Genomic DNA, 13810 nt, shown 5'->3' on the forward strand with positions numbered 1-13810 from the left:
GCAGCGTATCAGTAAGGAAAGGCCAAAATAATGGCTGTTGAAAAAGTACCAATGCTCGCCGAAGGCCATGCCAAGATGGAAGCCGAACTCAAGGCGCTGAAGCTGGAGCGTCCGATCATTGTCGACGCGATCGAGACCGCGCGGGCCCATGGCGATCTATCGGAAAATGCCGAATATCATGCCGCCAAGGAACGTCAGGGCCAGGTCGAAGCGACCATTGGCGATCTTGAGGACAAGCTTTCCCGCGCCCAGGTCATCGATCCGAAGACCCTGTCCGGCGACAAGGCCGTATTCGGTGCGACGCTGACCTTGCTCGACGAGAATGACAAGCCGGTGAAATATCAGCTGGTCGGCCAGGCGGAAGCCGATGCCAAGTCCGGCAAGATTAGCTATAATTCGCCGATTGGCCGGGCCCTGATCGGTCGCAGTGTCGGCGACGATATCGAAGTGACGGTACCGTCCGGCGACAAATATTTCCTGCTCGAGAAGATTGAGTTCATCTAGCGGCGATGAACATGCCCGCCGGAAAGCTGACCAACGGCCTGATCATCGCCAATGTCGTGATCTATCTGCTGATCTGGATTTTTGGCTGGCAGCAGGAAGCGGTGCTGCGCGGCGGGATGTTTCCGATCCGGCTGAGCGGCGAAGCGCTTGATCTGACCGCTTATGGCTGGCTGGTGCCGGCCTGGCTGACGCCGCTTTCCTCTGCCTTTTTGCACAGCGGATTGCTCCATCTGAGTTTCAACATGTTGATGCTGCTGTTTTGTGGCCGCTTTGTCGAGCAGGCGATGGGCGCGCAGCTGACGGCAGTTCTCTATGTGGTGGGCGCTTATGCTGCGGCTTTTGCGCAATATATTGTCGAGAGTGATTCCATGATCCCGATGATCGGCGCAAGCGGCGCGATTTCAGCGATATTGGGAGCATATGCCTTGTTATTCGCCCGCAACCGGGTTGATTCGGTGGGGCCGATACCCGGCCATGTCGTCCGCATCGTCTGGCTGACGCTGGCATGGGTCGGGATCCAGCTGATGATCGGCGTTGCGACCAGCGGCAATCTGCAGGGAATCGCGATTTTTGCGCATATCGGCGGATTTGTCGCCGGTCTGCTGCTCACCAGGCCCTTGCTCGGATGGCGTTTCCGCAGCGCTTAATCTTCGAGCGGTACGTCTGGCTCCAGCAGCTTGTGCAGATGGACGACAACATATTTCATCTCGGCATCATCGACCGTCATCTGGGCTTTTGAGCGCCAGGCGTCCTCGGCTTCCTCATAGTCAGGATAGACACCGACCAGATCCATCTTGTCGAGATTGACAAATTCCACGCCGCGCGGGTCCTTGACCCGTCCGCCCATGACCAGATGAATTTTGCTGCGTTGTTCGCTCATTTTTTGCCCTGATGTTCGTCTTTCACCGCATCTTGTGCTGCGGCCATCGCGCTCTTAGCAGCCTCGATCGCTTTGCCAAACAGATCTTTGAACTGAGCGCGCATATTGTCATTGCTCAGACCCAGCTCGCCAATCTGGTCGCGGCTGGCATCCTTGGCGGCCTGATAAGCGGTTCTTGCGGTTTCGTTGATCTTGCGACCGGCGCCGCCGACATATTTGCCTTCGGCTTTGCTCTTGGGCAGCAGGGCGCCGATGAGGATACCCAGAACGGCGCCCCCGGCAACAATCGCCAGCGGGCTGTTGGTCAAGGTTTCTTCGGATTTGGCCACGGCCTTTTTCGCCGCATCTCTGGTCGCCGTGACGCTCTCGACGGCCTTTTCGCGGCCTTCGCCAAGCAAGGCCGCGGCGCGCGCCTTGCTTTCGGACATTTTCTCACGGGCGACGATAGTGCTTTCGGTCGCGATTTCCTTTGCCGTTTCGAGCCGTTCCCGGGATGCTGCGCGGGCTTTATCGATATTGTCGGTCAGCTTGTTCATAGTCTATTCCTCCGTTTGATCCGGCTCGGACATTTTGCGGTTGGCGATAAGCTTGGCAATCGGTTTGCGCATCGCGATCAGGGTCGCGGTCGCGGCAACCGTGGCGGTGAGGCCGGGATTGGCCCTGATTCCGTCGACAGCGCTCATGCCGGCTTTGCGGACCCGGTTCGCCGCCTTGGTCTTTGCCTCGGTCATCAGATTGGACGGTTTCAAACGTATCCTGGCCGCTGCCGTATCCCTTTTGAGATTGGCGCGGGCCTGGTCCCGGTCCATCGCAAGCGTACGCAGGCTGAATATTTCGTCATTATTTCGCGGCATCATCACTCTCATGCATCATGTTCATCCAGCGGCAGCTTTCGCGCCCGTTTGACCGCCATGTTCATGGTGATCACGGCAATCAGCAGCGCTGAGCCGGTCACGATGGCGGTTGCTGCCACAGGGCCAAGATAATGTGACAATATTAGCAAAAGGCCAAGAATCAAGGCAATGATTGCCGTGGTCGCGAATATGATCGCGATCCCGAACAGTGTCAAAAGCCGCTTGGTAGCGAGCATGTTGATGGACAATTTGGCGCGATAATATTCGATTTCGGCATGGGCCAGCAGGCGCACATCCTCGATCAGGCCAGCGACCTGCGATGTCAGAGTTTTCGCTTCAATGTCGTCAGCTGCAGAGCCTGCGGCTGCGCCGGTTTCAAACTCGTCATCCAAAACTGGAATTTCCTTGTCCTGCAACATCCGTCACCCGTTGATATGGTGACGCCATGCTACACTCATGCGTCGCTATCATCCATCCCTGATTTGATCAGACGGGATAACAGGAATCCGACGACGGCTGCTGCGCCAATGGCCACTGCCGGGCTTTTGCGGACGTAGCCGCGCGCGTCCTCGACCATTTCATCAATTTCCTTGGAATTGAGCTTCTCCGCGAAAGACGATACGGCGTCTGCGGCCGAACGGGCATAATCGCCATATTTCTCACCAACATTATCGTCGATGGTCTTGGCGCTATCCTCGATCATCTTGCTCAGATTTTCAATGGCGGTGCCGGTGCGTTCCTTGCCCTGCGTGGCGGCGGATTTGGCTTTGGTCAGCGCGCGATCCTTGAAATCACTTGTGCTTTCGGTCTTTCGCGCAGCCGCTTTGGTGGCGCCGGCTTTCAACGGAGCAGCTTTTTGGGCCTTGGTGGTGCGGACTTCAGAAGTGTCTTTTGCAGGAGCCTTCCTGGCAGCGGTTTTCTTCGCGGCGGGCTTTTTTGCCGCAGCTTTTGCCGGCGTTTTTCCGGTTGGTTTCTTGACTTCTGCCATGATCAATATTCCTTCTTAAATGTGCCTCTAGCCAATATTCTACAAACGCAAAGCGTTGCCAATATTATTCCCTTATACTCGAAATGGGAACATATGCTTTTGAATCAAGGGGCAAGGCGACGATAAAAGCGGTTCAATGGATTGCATGAAGCCGGTCATCGCGATAAGGCCGTGGCGAATATTTCTCTTCACTCGGAGCCTTACCATGACCGCAATAATCGACCTTCATGCCCGCCAGATTCTGGATAGCCGGGGCAACCCGACGGTTGAGGTCGATATACTGCTCGAGGATGGAAGTTTTGGTCGTGCCGCTGTCCCATCCGGCGCCTCGACCGGCGCATATGAAGCGGTCGAATTGCGCGATGGCGACAAGAGCAAATATCTCGGCAAGGGCGTTCTCAAGGCGATCGATGCGGTCAATGGCGAGATCAAGGAAGCGCTGACCGATCTGGATGCCGAAGACCAGGAAGAACTGGATGCGGTGATGATCGCGCTCGATGGAACGCCGAACAAGGCGCGGCTGGGTGCCAATGCGATATTGGGCGTTAGCCTGGCTGCGGCAAAGGCTGCGGCCGATGCGCGCGGCTTGCCGCTTTACCGGTACGTCGGCGGTGTTTCGGCGCATGTGCTGCCAGTACCGATGATGAACATCATCAATGGCGGCGAACATGCCGACAACCCGATCGATTTTCAGGAATTCATGGTGATGCCGGTGGGTGCCGACAGCCTTTCCGAAGCCGTTCGCTGGGGCTCGGAAATTTTTCACACGCTGAAGAAAGGCCTGTCGGAGAAAGGTCTCGCCACGGCTGTCGGTGATGAAGGCGGCTTTGCGCCGAACCTGGGATCCACGCGTGAAGCGCTCGACTTCATCATGGCATCGGTTGAAAAGGCCGGCTTCAAGATCGGCGACGAAGTTGTGCTCGCCTTGGATTGCGCCGCTACCGAATTTTTCCGCGATGGCAAATATCATATCTCGGGCGAGGGCAAAGTGCTCAGCCCGGCAGAAATGTCCGAATATCTCGCGGACCTGTGCCGCGACTATCCGATCAAGTCGATCGAGGACGGCATGTCGGAAGATGATTTTGAAGGCTGGAAGCTGATCACCGATGCGGTTGGTGATAAGGTGCAGCTGGTCGGCGACGATCTTTTCGTAACCAATCCCGAGCGCCTGTCGATGGGCATCAAGGACGGTCTCGCCAATTCACTGCTGGTGAAAGTCAACCAGATCGGAACGCTTTCCGAAACGCTGGCAGCCGTGCGGATGGCGCATAATGCATCTTATACCGCGGTGATGTCGCACCGGTCGGGAGAGACAGAAGATTCAACCATCGCCGATCTCGCGGTTGCGACCAATTGCGGTCAGATCAAGACTGGTAGTCTCGCACGGTCAGACCGGCTCGCCAAATATAACCAGCTGATCCGGATCGAAGAAGAACTGGGCAGTGTCGCGCATTACGCAGGCCGATCAATTTTCAGCTGATCGCCGGTTCCTCGCTATTGCGGGGCATTTGGGCGCTGAACTGCCAAAATGGGTATTAAGCCTCTTGCCAGCGAATCACTTTTCTGATTCAAGGCTGTTCTATGGCGCAACGCGAAAAAATCACTGATCTGATAAGAGCGGCCCTCGGGCCGGGATTTGCGTTGATGACTCTTCTTGCCATCGCCGGCTATGCCGTGCTCGGGCCAACCGGGATCTTGGCCTGGGGCGACTATCAGGCACAGCTGGAGATGCGCGGGATTGAGTTGGCCAAGCTGGAAAGCGAGCGCGCCGCCCTGAAAAACAGGGTGCAGTTGCTTGATCCAAAAGGCGCTGACCCGGATTTGATCGGCGAATTGCTGCGCAAGAAAGTCAACGTCGTTCATCCTGACGAGATTATCGTCCCGCTGAAATAGCCTATGGCTGTCTCAAGTCATTACCGCAGTTATTTAATCGCTCACTGAACCTAAGTACTTGGGTAACCGAACGGTTTTGGCTATGCAATTTTCTAGTCAAAAAAAGGATTCCGCTCGCGTGGCAAAAGCTCCCCAGAAAACCGCCCCAGCCAAAAAAACCCCGGCGCCGAAACGCGCCCCAGCCAAGGCCAAGAGAACCGTGCATTCTACAGGCGGGTTCAAGGCACCGATTTACAGCGCGACCAAAGCGGAGATGCTCGATTTTTATGAGCAGATGCTGCTTATCCGCCGGTTCGAGGAAAAAGCAGGGCAGCTATACGGCCTTGGCCTTATCGGTGGTTTCTGCCATCTCTATATTGGCCAGGAAGCGGTCGTGACCGGTCTGCAATCTGCGATCAACCCCGGCAAGGACAGCGTCATCACCGGTTATCGCGACCATGGTCATATGCTGGCATGCGGGATCGACCCGAATATTGTGATGGCCGAGCTCACCGGTCGCGCTTCCGGTATTTCGAAAGGCAAGGGCGGCTCGATGCACATGTTCTCGGTCGAGCATGGATTCTATGGTGGCCATGGCATCGTCGGTGCGCAGGTCTCGCTCGGCACCGGTCTGGCCTTCGCTCACAAGTATAAGGAGGACGGTGGAGTCTGTCTGGCCTATTTCGGTGACGGCGCTTCCAACCAGGGGCAGGTCTACGAAAGCTTCAACATGGCCGAGCTCTGGCAGCTGCCGGTGATTTTCGTGATCGAGAATAACCAATATGCGATGGGCACGAGCGTCAACCGCTCGTCCGCCGAGGACCAGCTCTACCGCCGCGGCGAAAGCTTTCGCATTCCCGGCGTGCAGGTCGACGGCATGGATGTGCTGGCGGTTCGCGGTGCGGTCGAGGAAGTCCTGAAGGACGTGCGGGGCGGTGGCGGTCCGGTATTGATGGAGCTGAAAACCTATCGCTATCGCGGTCACTCGATGTCCGACCCGGCCAAATATCGCAGCCGTGACGAGGTTCAGGACGTGCGTGAAAAATCCGATCCGATCGAGCGTCTGAAAGCGGCCTTGCTGAAAAAGGGCGTCAAGGAAGAGGATCTGAAAGCGCTGGACAAGAAGGTTCGCAAGACGGTGATGGAAGCGGCAGACTTTGCCGAGGAATCGCCGGAACCGGATCTGTCCGAACTTTATACCAACGTGCTGGTGGAGCAATATTGATGGCGATCCAACTGAAAATGCCCGCCCTGTCGCCGACCATGGAAGAAGGCACATTGGCCAAATGGTTCGTCAAGGAAGGCGATGAAGTCAGCTCCGGCGACATCTTGGCGGAAATTGAAACCGACAAGGCAACGATGGAATTCGAAGCCGTTGATGAAGGCGTGATCACGAAAATTCTGGTCGAAGCCGGAACCGACGAAGTTGCGGTTGGCACAGTGATTGCCGAAATGGCCGGCGAAGATGAAGAGACCGGTCCGGTAGCCGAAGCGGCACCGCCGAGCGCAGCGAAAGAGGAATCCAAGCCCGAGCCGGTGGAAGCAGCAAAGCCTGAAATCATGGAAGCAGCTCCACCCGCCCCGATATCGCGGGCTGATGATCCATCCGTTCCTGCCGGCACCGCATTGTCCTCACTCACGGTGCGTGAAGCCTTGCGCGACGCCATGGCAGAGGAAATGCGCAAGGACGAAACGGTCTTTGTAATGGGCGAGGAAGTCGCCGAATATCAGGGCGCGTACAAGGTTACGCAGGGCCTGCTCGAGGAATTTGGTCCCAAGCGGGTGATCGATACGCCGATTACCGAACATGGATTTGCCGGCATTGGTGCCGGTGCGGCGATGGGCGGATTGAAACCGATTGTCGAATTCATGACCTTCAACTTTGCGATGCAGGCGATCGACCAGATCATCAATTCGGCAGCCAAAACCAATTATATGTCCGGCGGCCAGATGCGCTGCCCGATCGTCTTCCGCGGCCCCAATGGTGCAGCATCGCGCGTGGGTGCGCAGCACAGCCAGAATTATGGTCCCTGGTATGCGGCGGTTCCCGGCCTGATCGTTATTGCGCCTTATGATGCTGCGGACGCCAAAGGCTTACTCAAAGCGGCAATTCAGACCCCCGACCCGGTCGTGTTTCTGGAAAACGAGCTGCTGTACGGACGGTCGTTCGACATACCGGAGATCGAGGATTACACGCTGCCTATCGGCAAGGCGCGGATCATGCGCGAAGGCAGTGATGTCACGATTGTCAGCTATTCGATCGGTGTCGGTCTGGCACTGGAAGCCGCAGACAATCTGGCAGGTGAGGGCATTGAAGCGGAAGTCATTGATCTGCGTACGCTGCGACCGCTGGATACGGAAACCGTTCTGAAAAGTCTCGCCAAGACGAACCGGATGGTGGTGGCTGAAGAAGGCTGGCCGACCTGTTCGATTTCGAGCGAAATCGTAGCGCTATGCATGGAGCAGGGCTTCGACGATCTCGACGCTCCGGTGATGCGGGTGACCAACGAGGATGTTCCGCTGCCTTATGCGGCCAATCTGGAGAAGGCGGCTCTTCTCGACAGCGCACGGATCATCGCGGCGGTTAAGAAAGTCTGCTATCGATAAGGTCCTGATATTCCAGAGCGGTCTAGCTGATACTATTATATAGGTCGCAACGGGAAACTGGATCACTGCCAGTTTGGTTATAGACTTGCGTCAAATCTCGACGATCACGGACGTTGAAGGCGCCTCGTGTGGTTATCGTCCGCGTGCTTGTAAAGTTGCTCGATATCAATGGCTGATAGTCGTAAGCAATTTCTACAAAGATAACCGCCTGATCGGCAGGGGCGGTTACTTTGGCACCCGCGGGACCCATTCCGTCTGTTGGGCGTGACGGGGAGTTCTCCCCCTCGGTCCCATAGCTTGAGACATGAGCCTTTTTGCCTTTGCATCTCTGCCAGCTGATATATTGATCGCCATCGCTATGCCTTTGGAGGCTGCTTATAATGATCCGCCCGTGTTCAAGTATATCGATAGTGCTACCCGCCTGACGTTGCGCGCCTACGAACAAATCATTGATGTCATTTTCGTAGATTTTCTTGGCAGACAAGAGCGAGCCTTCGCCGATACGGGACGCATTGTCGGCCGCATGCATGGAAACCTGGTTCACACGCATTCTCACCATCGCAACATTGGCGACTTCTGCGCCATACATTCCCACACCCATTAAAATAGGGAGGGAATAGGCCAGCTCAATGAGCGCAAGGCCGCTCGTATTGACTGCGAGGGCAGACAATGTCCGTTTGATAAATTTGCACGATTTTAGCCCGCTGAGCTTTTTGCTTAGGTACAATTTTTGATCCCTCCGCGTGCGGATTGTTCACCGAATGGCTGGTTCCTTAAAACCGTACTGGCTTCAATCACTTCATCCTGCGGCAGCCCAATCATTTCCGCCATCGGGAACAGCCGTGGATAGGTAACTGTGACGGTATACAGTACCGCATCTTTTGCATTGCCCTGACCGGCAGCGCCTCTGTCAGCGTCCCAACTGTCGTTGCCATTCAGGTCGTCATAAGGTTCGCCATCATTGCATTCACCGTCATTATTGGTGTCGGTAAAATCTTCTGGTTTCGCGATATCCGAGAAATCACTGTAATTTCGCCGTTCGAAATCAAAATTTGAAATCGGTTCTTCTTGAATCACCGGCAACATCAATGTCTTCACGCGATCATCAATGGCGCTGGCATTTGCTGCGCCATCGTCAAGGCTGGCATCGCGGGCAGCCTTCTGGATCGAGCCCTGCAGAATCGCAGTCGCGTAAATGCGATGCCCGATATCCAGCATGCCCATTATCAAAAGGATCAGCACGGGTGCAACGAGCGCGAATTCGACCAGCGCTGCACCGACATCATCCCTTTTGAGGGCGCGTAGCTTGTTCAGAAACTGCGGCATCAGTTGGTCAGTCGCAGTTGCGAGATGTCGTTCGCGATGGAGCGGAAATTGGCCAGCAATTCCGCGCTGTTGCTGGCGTTGTAGAATTTTCCGGAAGTCGCACAATTGCGCAAATTGGTGATCGAGCTTGAGCTCACACCATTACCAAAGGATACCACCCAAAGCGTGATATTCTGGTTTTTGATGGCGCTGCACATTGCCAGGAAGCGGCTGTTTACCTGTGTTTCGAGTGTCGAATCTGATGGCGCGCTACTCGTGGAAGTTCTGCGGCGATCATACCATTCTACTCCATAAGAAGTATATTGTGTATTGCTCGTCACCGTGTCGCCATCGGTCATGAAAATCAGGTGGCGGTCAATGGTGCCGCCGGTTTCCGACGCAGCATTTTCTGAGCCGAAGATCCCCACAGGCGTAAGAAAACGAGCGCCCCAGATTAATCCGATATCGTGATAAGTGCTGCCGATGGCATCAAGACTGTCAAGATAGCTGTCAAAATCGGCGGGATTGTCCCAGCGCTGCAGTTTGCGCGCTTCGGACGCACAGGTATAGCTGAAATTTCTGTATAACGTATTTGAATTAGAAACGGTCGAGTTGGTCCGATCGTTGGTGCTTCCATTATATCGGGCCCAGACGGCGTCATACAGCAGCGGTCCCCATTGCGTGGCAGGATCACCGGTGGTCGGCACCCGATTGATATCCAGGTCATATGCGGCCGTGGGTATCGGATCGAAGTTTGTGGTCCTCACAGTTTGCCGTTCTTCGATACAGCCATCCCAAGTTATGCCGGTATCCAGTCCCTGGTTGCCGACCGGCAGGTCGACCGAATTGTTCCATGACGAACCGCCTGCTTTCAGCCCGCTGACATTATGCTCAACCGGCATATAATCATAATGGGAAAAGACCTGTTGCTGTTCGTAAACCGGCGAGTTGACTTGCCGATATTCCCGTCGCTCTACGAGGTCGCGGGTCCGAAGCTCAATGCGGCAGCGGTCCCACCTGCTGTTATAGTCGGTGCTATAATCGTAACGAATGCCGTCGACATCCTTGAACCAACGGGTGATCTGTTCGCCCCCGGAGGTCCAGCTATATTCACCATATTTCGGGCCTTCACTTCCAGACATGTCATCATAGTCGTTGGGCTGAAGATCGTCGCAGGCGCGCGAGTTGCGCACGTTATAATGTGTGTCAACAGTTTCTGTGCGGCTCCAGCGGTCATCGAAATAATAGCTGCTGCCGTAAAGATAAGGCGTTCCCGCCGTATAATCGACAACTACATTTTCCAACCTAGTCCGTGCCACGCGCGATTGATAGGTCCATCGGTCCGCCAGAAAATCATTGGGCAGCAGTTTGCCGACGTTGACATTGGTGCTGTACGGCATGAAGCCGAAGCGCAGATGTGCGGTATTGGCGCTGCCCGCTGCCGGTGTCGATCCGCAATCTTCGCTGCTGTTTCTTTTCGCCAATGTCTCGTAGAAACATTTGACCGCCGAGCGCAGCCCTTTGATCCTGGCATTGGAAGCTTCGACATTGCCATTATTACCGCAATAGGAGGTTCCGGTATCCGGGCAGTTCATCGACCCGGTCGTGTCCAGAACGAACATGACGTCGGTATTGGGAATGCTCATCGAGGCATCGCATTCGACGGCGACGCTTTTGGTGCCGAAGCCGAACATCTGCATTACGGCCATGTCGAGTTTCACCGATGCGGTGCCAGTGACGGTCCCGGCATTTTCGGAAAATGTAGACGTTCCTTCATAGGACCCAAAGGCGTCGGTATCGAAATTCGCCTTGAACATATTCTGGGCTGCCGTGTTGGCCGCATTGTTGTTCGCGGTCCAGCTGCCACTGCTCATTTGACGTCGCCCGGCAAGGGCTCCGGCATCGCACGCCTGCTGCAAACGCGTCTGCACCAGATAGATGCGACTGACATCAACACCGCCACCAATCATCGCGGCAAGCGGAAAGAGAGCCATGCCGGCCATCGCAAGCGTGTTACCAGCGGTATTGGTACGCAACTCCTGCAAAAATGACCTTGCAGATTTCATCTTGTTGCTGTCAAACATTCCGTAGCCCTTGATCTGTGCGACGATAATTGCGCCGATAAATTTCTTTTCGGTCTGCCTGATAGGGAAAAAAGGGTTAGGGACGGCGCAATAGGCTTGGTTAACGCGACGTTTACCTTGATTTCGGGCGGAAAAGCGTTGACGTCATGTCCATGTCTGACACGGTTTTACAACTCGAGCCATTGCACAGGTTAGTTCTGGCCTATGCAAGGCAAAAGGACCGCTCTCGGTACGCGATGCTATTCGCGCTCGATGCCCGCTTCGCGGAGGTTATCCGCTCGACATCGGAAATATTGATCGGACAGATGCGGTTAACCTGGTGGCGGGATATATTAACCAAGCCGGCAGCAGATCGTCCGGCGGGCGAACCGCTGGTCGAGCACATCAATATTTTCGAGGAGAAGGGTGAGAGCCTGGCTCCGCTTTTGGTCCTGCTGGATGGATGGGAAGCGATGCTCGATGATTTTCCCTGGGAGGATCGTCAGTTTGACAATTATGCCGAAGCCCGTGGCGGCGGAACATTCGAATTTGCTCTGGCGGGTGGAAAATCGCTGAGCGAAGAGCAGGCGGAGCTGGGCAGGGCCTGGGCCTTGTGGGACTTTGCCCGCCATTGTTCGGACGCAAATATGCGGCACTCCGCGTTCGAGCGCTGTACGGAGATTGTGGCATCCCGGCCGCAGCCCGATTTTGACAGAAGCGGACGACCGCTCTCAATCCTCTGCAAACTGATGATTCGCGATGTTAGGAAGGGCCAATTGACTGCCGATCTCTATAATCCTGCCAGCGCCGCACGGATAATCTGGCACGGGATATCTGGTCACTAGACCGACAGTCGCTGATCTGCGGATTTGGCTGATGAAGAAATTTGCCGCCGGTGCTGCCGGTATATTGTTATTGCTGACGGCCGGTCTGTTCCTGTGGATTGGTGCACAGGGGCAGGATGTTCCCATTCCCGAAGCACCACCACCGCCAGAACCGGCTGACCCCGAGAGCTTGCCGGAAGCGGAGCTGGATGCGCAAACGGTGGGTCCTGCACCGCCAACGCCGCCGAAAGCCTATAAGGCGTCCCGCGAAGAAATGCGGTTCAACCGCTATGACCGCAATCGCGACGAGATTATCACGCGTCTCGAGATGATGAGCAGTCGCACCGATTCGTTCCGGAAGCTCGACAAGGACGGCAATAATCTACTGACGTTCGAGGAATGGGCGGTTGCCACCAGTGACCGCTTTGCCGGAGCGGATGCCAACGGCAATGGCCAGCTGACCCGCACGGAATTTCGCACGACGCGACCCAAGCGTAGTGCGCCGCGGTGCAAATGCTAGGCGCAGGGCTTAAGCGAGTTGCAGGCCCTGTGCCGACAAAGGTTGCAGCCACTGGGCGAAATCTTCCCGGGCGCGCTTGGTATAAGCTTCCTTGCGTTCCTTCTTCTTGATCCGCTGTTCGAAGGGAGGGAATAGCCCGAAATTGACGTTCATCGGCTGATAGTCGCGCGCATCGGCGCCGCCGGTAATATGCGACAGCAACGCGCCAAATGCCGTGGTCTGCGGCGGCAGGGTGAAGGGTTCGCCGCGGATTTCCGCAGCGACCATCCGGCCAACCATCAATCCGACCGCCGAACTTTCGACATAGCCCTCGCAGCCGGTTATCTGGCCGGCGAAACGGATATGCGGCGCTTTCTTCAGGCGCAGCTCCTTGTCGAGCAGCTTGGGCGCGTTGATGAAGGTGTTACGGTGGAGGCCACCCATGCGCGCGAACTCGGCATTTTCCAGACCGGGAATGGATTTGAGCAGATCAGCCTGCGCGCCATATTTGAGCTTGGTCTGGAATCCGACCATGTTCCAGAGCGTGCCGAGTGCATTATCCTGACGGAGCTGGACCACTGCATATTCGCTCTGGCCCGTGTGGGCGTTGGTCAGGCCGACCGGCTTCATCGGACCGAAGCGCAATGTTTCAGGACCGCGCGAGGCCATCACTTCAATCGGCATACAGCCTTCGAAATAGGGGGTGTCCTTTTCCCATTGCTTGAAGTCGGTTTTATCGCCGTCGAGCAGTCCCTGGATGAACGCTTCATATTGATCGCGATCCATCGGGCAATTGATATAATCCTTGCCATCGCCTTCCGGTCCGACCTTGTCCCAGCGCGACTGCATCCAGGCGATGTCCATGTTGATGCTGTCTTTATAGACGATCGGGGCAATGGCATCGAAAAAGGCGAGCGAATCCTCGCCGGTGGCAGCGCCGATGCTTTCTGCGAGCGTCATGGCGGTGAGCGGGCCGGTAGCGACGATGGTCAGTCCGCTTTCGGGCAGCTGGTCAATCCGCTCGCGGACAATTTCGATATTGGGATGTTCGCTGAGCCGCTTGGTTACGCCTTCCGAGAAATGATCACGGTCGACGGCCAGCGCCGAGCCGGCGGGCAGGCGGTGCTTGTCGCCTTCGCCGATGATGATCGAATTGAGATCGCGCATTTCCTGATGGAGCAGGCCGACGGCATTTTTCTCTGCGTCATCGGAGCGGAAGCTGTTCGAGCAGACAAGTTCGGCCAGACCCTCTGTCTGATGGGCAGGTGTCATTTCGCCGCTGCCCCGCATCTCGGAAAGGCGCACTTTTATGCCCTGTTCCGCGAGTTGCCATGCTGCTTCCGACCCGGCGAGTCCGCCACCGATAATATGTACATCTGTCATGCGCGCCTTACTGTTGTGGTAAGGCCCTAAT

17 protein-coding genes are annotated in these 13810 nt (G+C 56.0%); 8 read left to right on the forward strand and 9 right to left on the reverse strand.

The features are described from left to right. Positions 1–27 precede the first annotated feature (27 nt). On the forward strand, positions 28–504 hold the full coding sequence (gene greA / locus AZE99_RS06540; RefSeq protein ID WP_156472127.1) for a transcription elongation factor GreA: 477 nt from the start codon (positions 28–30) through the stop codon (positions 502–504). Between the two features lie 11 nt (positions 505–515). Next, positions 516–1151 carry a rhomboid family intramembrane serine protease gene (locus AZE99_RS06545; protein WP_335339237.1) on the forward strand — a complete coding sequence of 212 codons (636 nt, stop codon included), beginning with the start codon at positions 516–518 and terminating at the stop codon, positions 1149–1151. Here AZE99_RS06545 and AZE99_RS06550 read toward each other — a convergent pair. The 5 genes from AZE99_RS06550 to AZE99_RS06570 form a co-directional block, all read right to left on the reverse strand. Beyond that, entirely contained in the window at positions 1148–1384 is a 237-nt protein-coding gene (locus tag AZE99_RS06550) for a DUF4170 domain-containing protein (RefSeq protein ID WP_067199057.1), read from the reverse strand. The genes AZE99_RS06545 and AZE99_RS06550 overlap by 4 nt on opposite strands. Continuing rightward, positions 1381–1920 (reverse strand): DUF883 family protein, encoded by a 540-nt coding sequence (locus tag AZE99_RS06555; protein WP_067199060.1) that lies wholly within the window; start codon positions 1918–1920, stop codon positions 1381–1383. The genes AZE99_RS06550 and AZE99_RS06555 overlap by 4 nt, the downstream gene beginning before the upstream one ends. A gap of 3 nt (positions 1921–1923) precedes the next feature. Beyond that, positions 1924–2241, reverse strand: a complete 318-nt coding sequence (locus tag AZE99_RS06560; RefSeq protein ID WP_156472129.1) for a hypothetical protein — start codon at positions 2239–2241, stop codon at positions 1924–1926. Positions 2242–2246: 5 nt separating this feature from the next. Further along, entirely contained in the window at positions 2247–2630 is a 384-nt protein-coding gene (locus AZE99_RS06565) for a phage holin family protein (RefSeq protein ID WP_197460267.1), read from the reverse strand. A gap of 62 nt (positions 2631–2692) precedes the next feature. After that, positions 2693–3226, reverse strand: coding sequence for a hypothetical protein (locus AZE99_RS06570; protein WP_067199064.1), 534 nt, complete (start codon positions 3224–3226; stop codon positions 2693–2695). 205 nt (positions 3227–3431) lie between these two features. Here AZE99_RS06570 and eno point away from each other — a divergent pair, with 205 nt between their 5' ends. The 4 genes from eno (at position 3432) to AZE99_RS06590 (ending at position 7705) form a co-directional block, all read left to right on the forward strand. Continuing rightward, on the forward strand, positions 3432–4706 hold the full coding sequence (gene eno / locus AZE99_RS06575) for a phosphopyruvate hydratase (protein ID WP_067199065.1): 1275 nt from the start codon (positions 3432–3434) through the stop codon (positions 4704–4706). Between the two features lie 101 nt (positions 4707–4807). Continuing rightward, positions 4808–5119, forward strand: coding sequence for an FtsB family cell division protein (locus AZE99_RS06580; RefSeq protein WP_067199067.1), 312 nt, complete (start codon positions 4808–4810; stop codon positions 5117–5119). An 82-nt stretch (positions 5120–5201) separates the two neighbouring features. Next, on the forward strand, positions 5202–6323 hold the full coding sequence (gene pdhA, locus AZE99_RS06585) for a pyruvate dehydrogenase (acetyl-transferring) E1 component subunit alpha (protein ID WP_067199069.1): 1122 nt from the start codon (positions 5202–5204) through the stop codon (positions 6321–6323). Next, positions 6323–7705 (forward strand): pyruvate dehydrogenase complex E1 component subunit beta, encoded by a 1383-nt coding sequence (locus tag AZE99_RS06590; protein ID WP_067199070.1) that lies wholly within the window; start codon positions 6323–6325, stop codon positions 7703–7705. The genes pdhA and AZE99_RS06590 overlap by 1 nt, the downstream gene beginning before the upstream one ends. Positions 7706–7727: 22 nt before the next feature. Here the strand turns inward: AZE99_RS06590 and AZE99_RS06595 are convergent, their stop codons facing one another. The 3 genes from AZE99_RS06595 to AZE99_RS06605 are packed head-to-tail and all read right to left on the reverse strand — an operon-like array spanning position 7728 to position 11094. Continuing rightward, complete coding sequence (locus tag AZE99_RS06595) at positions 7728–8432, reverse strand: TadE/TadG family type IV pilus assembly protein (RefSeq protein WP_067199072.1); 705 nt, start codon at positions 8430–8432, stop codon at positions 7728–7730. Next, complete coding sequence (locus AZE99_RS06600; protein WP_067199074.1) at positions 8423–9031, reverse strand: TadE/TadG family type IV pilus assembly protein; 609 nt, start codon at positions 9029–9031, stop codon at positions 8423–8425. Before AZE99_RS06600 ends, AZE99_RS06595 begins: the two co-directional genes overlap by 10 nt. After that, entirely contained in the window at positions 9031–11094 is a 2064-nt protein-coding gene (locus AZE99_RS06605; RefSeq protein ID WP_067199075.1) for a TadE/TadG family type IV pilus assembly protein, read from the reverse strand. The genes AZE99_RS06600 and AZE99_RS06605 overlap by 1 nt, the downstream gene beginning before the upstream one ends. Before the next feature lie 146 nt (positions 11095–11240). Here AZE99_RS06605 and AZE99_RS06610 point away from each other — a divergent pair, with 146 nt between their 5' ends. Together AZE99_RS06610 and AZE99_RS06615 are read left to right on the forward strand one after the other, a co-directional pair. Further along, positions 11241–11918, forward strand: a complete 678-nt coding sequence (locus AZE99_RS06610; RefSeq protein ID WP_231862707.1) for a hypothetical protein — start codon at positions 11241–11243, stop codon at positions 11916–11918. Between the two features lie 31 nt (positions 11919–11949). Continuing rightward, positions 11950–12417, forward strand: coding sequence for a hypothetical protein (locus AZE99_RS06615; RefSeq protein ID WP_067199078.1), 468 nt, complete (start codon positions 11950–11952; stop codon positions 12415–12417). A gap of 9 nt (positions 12418–12426) precedes the next feature. Here AZE99_RS06615 and trmFO read toward each other — a convergent pair whose 3' ends face one another. Next, entirely contained in the window at positions 12427–13779 is a 1353-nt protein-coding gene (gene trmFO / locus AZE99_RS06620) for a methylenetetrahydrofolate--tRNA-(uracil(54)-C(5))-methyltransferase (FADH(2)-oxidizing) TrmFO (protein WP_067199079.1), read from the reverse strand. Positions 13780–13810: the final 31 nt, after the last annotated feature.

Origin of the sequence: Sphingorhabdus sp. M41, assembly GCF_001586275.1 — a bacterium.
Classification (GTDB): Bacteria; Pseudomonadota; Alphaproteobacteria; order Sphingomonadales; family Sphingomonadaceae; genus Parasphingorhabdus.

Coding starts and splice junctions, on each gene's coding strand:
- AZE99_RS06550 (WP_067199057.1), bottom strand. CDS start 1,384: ATGAGCGAACAACGCAGCAAAATTCATCTGGTCATGGGCGGACGGGTC.
- AZE99_RS06545 (WP_335339237.1), top strand. CDS start 516: ATGCCCGCCGGAAAGCTGACCAACGGCCTGATCATCGCCAATGTCGTG.
- AZE99_RS06605 (WP_067199075.1), bottom strand. CDS start 11,094: ATGTTTGACAGCAACAAGATGAAATCTGCAAGGTCATTTTTGCAGGAG.
- trmFO (WP_067199079.1), bottom strand. CDS start 13,779: ATGACAGATGTACATATTATCGGTGGCGGACTCGCCGGGTCGGAAGCA.
- AZE99_RS06590 (WP_067199070.1), top strand. CDS start 6,323: ATGGCGATCCAACTGAAAATGCCCGCCCTGTCGCCGACCATGGAAGAA.
- AZE99_RS06610 (WP_231862707.1), top strand. CDS start 11,241: ATGTCCATGTCTGACACGGTTTTACAACTCGAGCCATTGCACAGGTTA.
- AZE99_RS06600 (WP_067199074.1), bottom strand. CDS start 9,031: ATGCCGCAGTTTCTGAACAAGCTACGCGCCCTCAAAAGGGATGATGTC.
- AZE99_RS06555 (WP_067199060.1), bottom strand. CDS start 1,920: ATGAACAAGCTGACCGACAATATCGATAAAGCCCGCGCAGCATCCCGG.
- AZE99_RS06580 (WP_067199067.1), top strand. CDS start 4,808: ATGGCGCAACGCGAAAAAATCACTGATCTGATAAGAGCGGCCCTCGGG.
- AZE99_RS06560 (WP_156472129.1), bottom strand. CDS start 2,241: ATGATGCCGCGAAATAATGACGAAATATTCAGCCTGCGTACGCTTGCG.
- pdhA (WP_067199069.1), top strand. CDS start 5,202: ATGCAATTTTCTAGTCAAAAAAAGGATTCCGCTCGCGTGGCAAAAGCT.
- AZE99_RS06615 (WP_067199078.1), top strand. CDS start 11,950: ATGAAGAAATTTGCCGCCGGTGCTGCCGGTATATTGTTATTGCTGACG.
- AZE99_RS06570 (WP_067199064.1), bottom strand. CDS start 3,226: ATGGCAGAAGTCAAGAAACCAACCGGAAAAACGCCGGCAAAAGCTGCG.
- eno (WP_067199065.1), top strand. CDS start 3,432: ATGACCGCAATAATCGACCTTCATGCCCGCCAGATTCTGGATAGCCGG.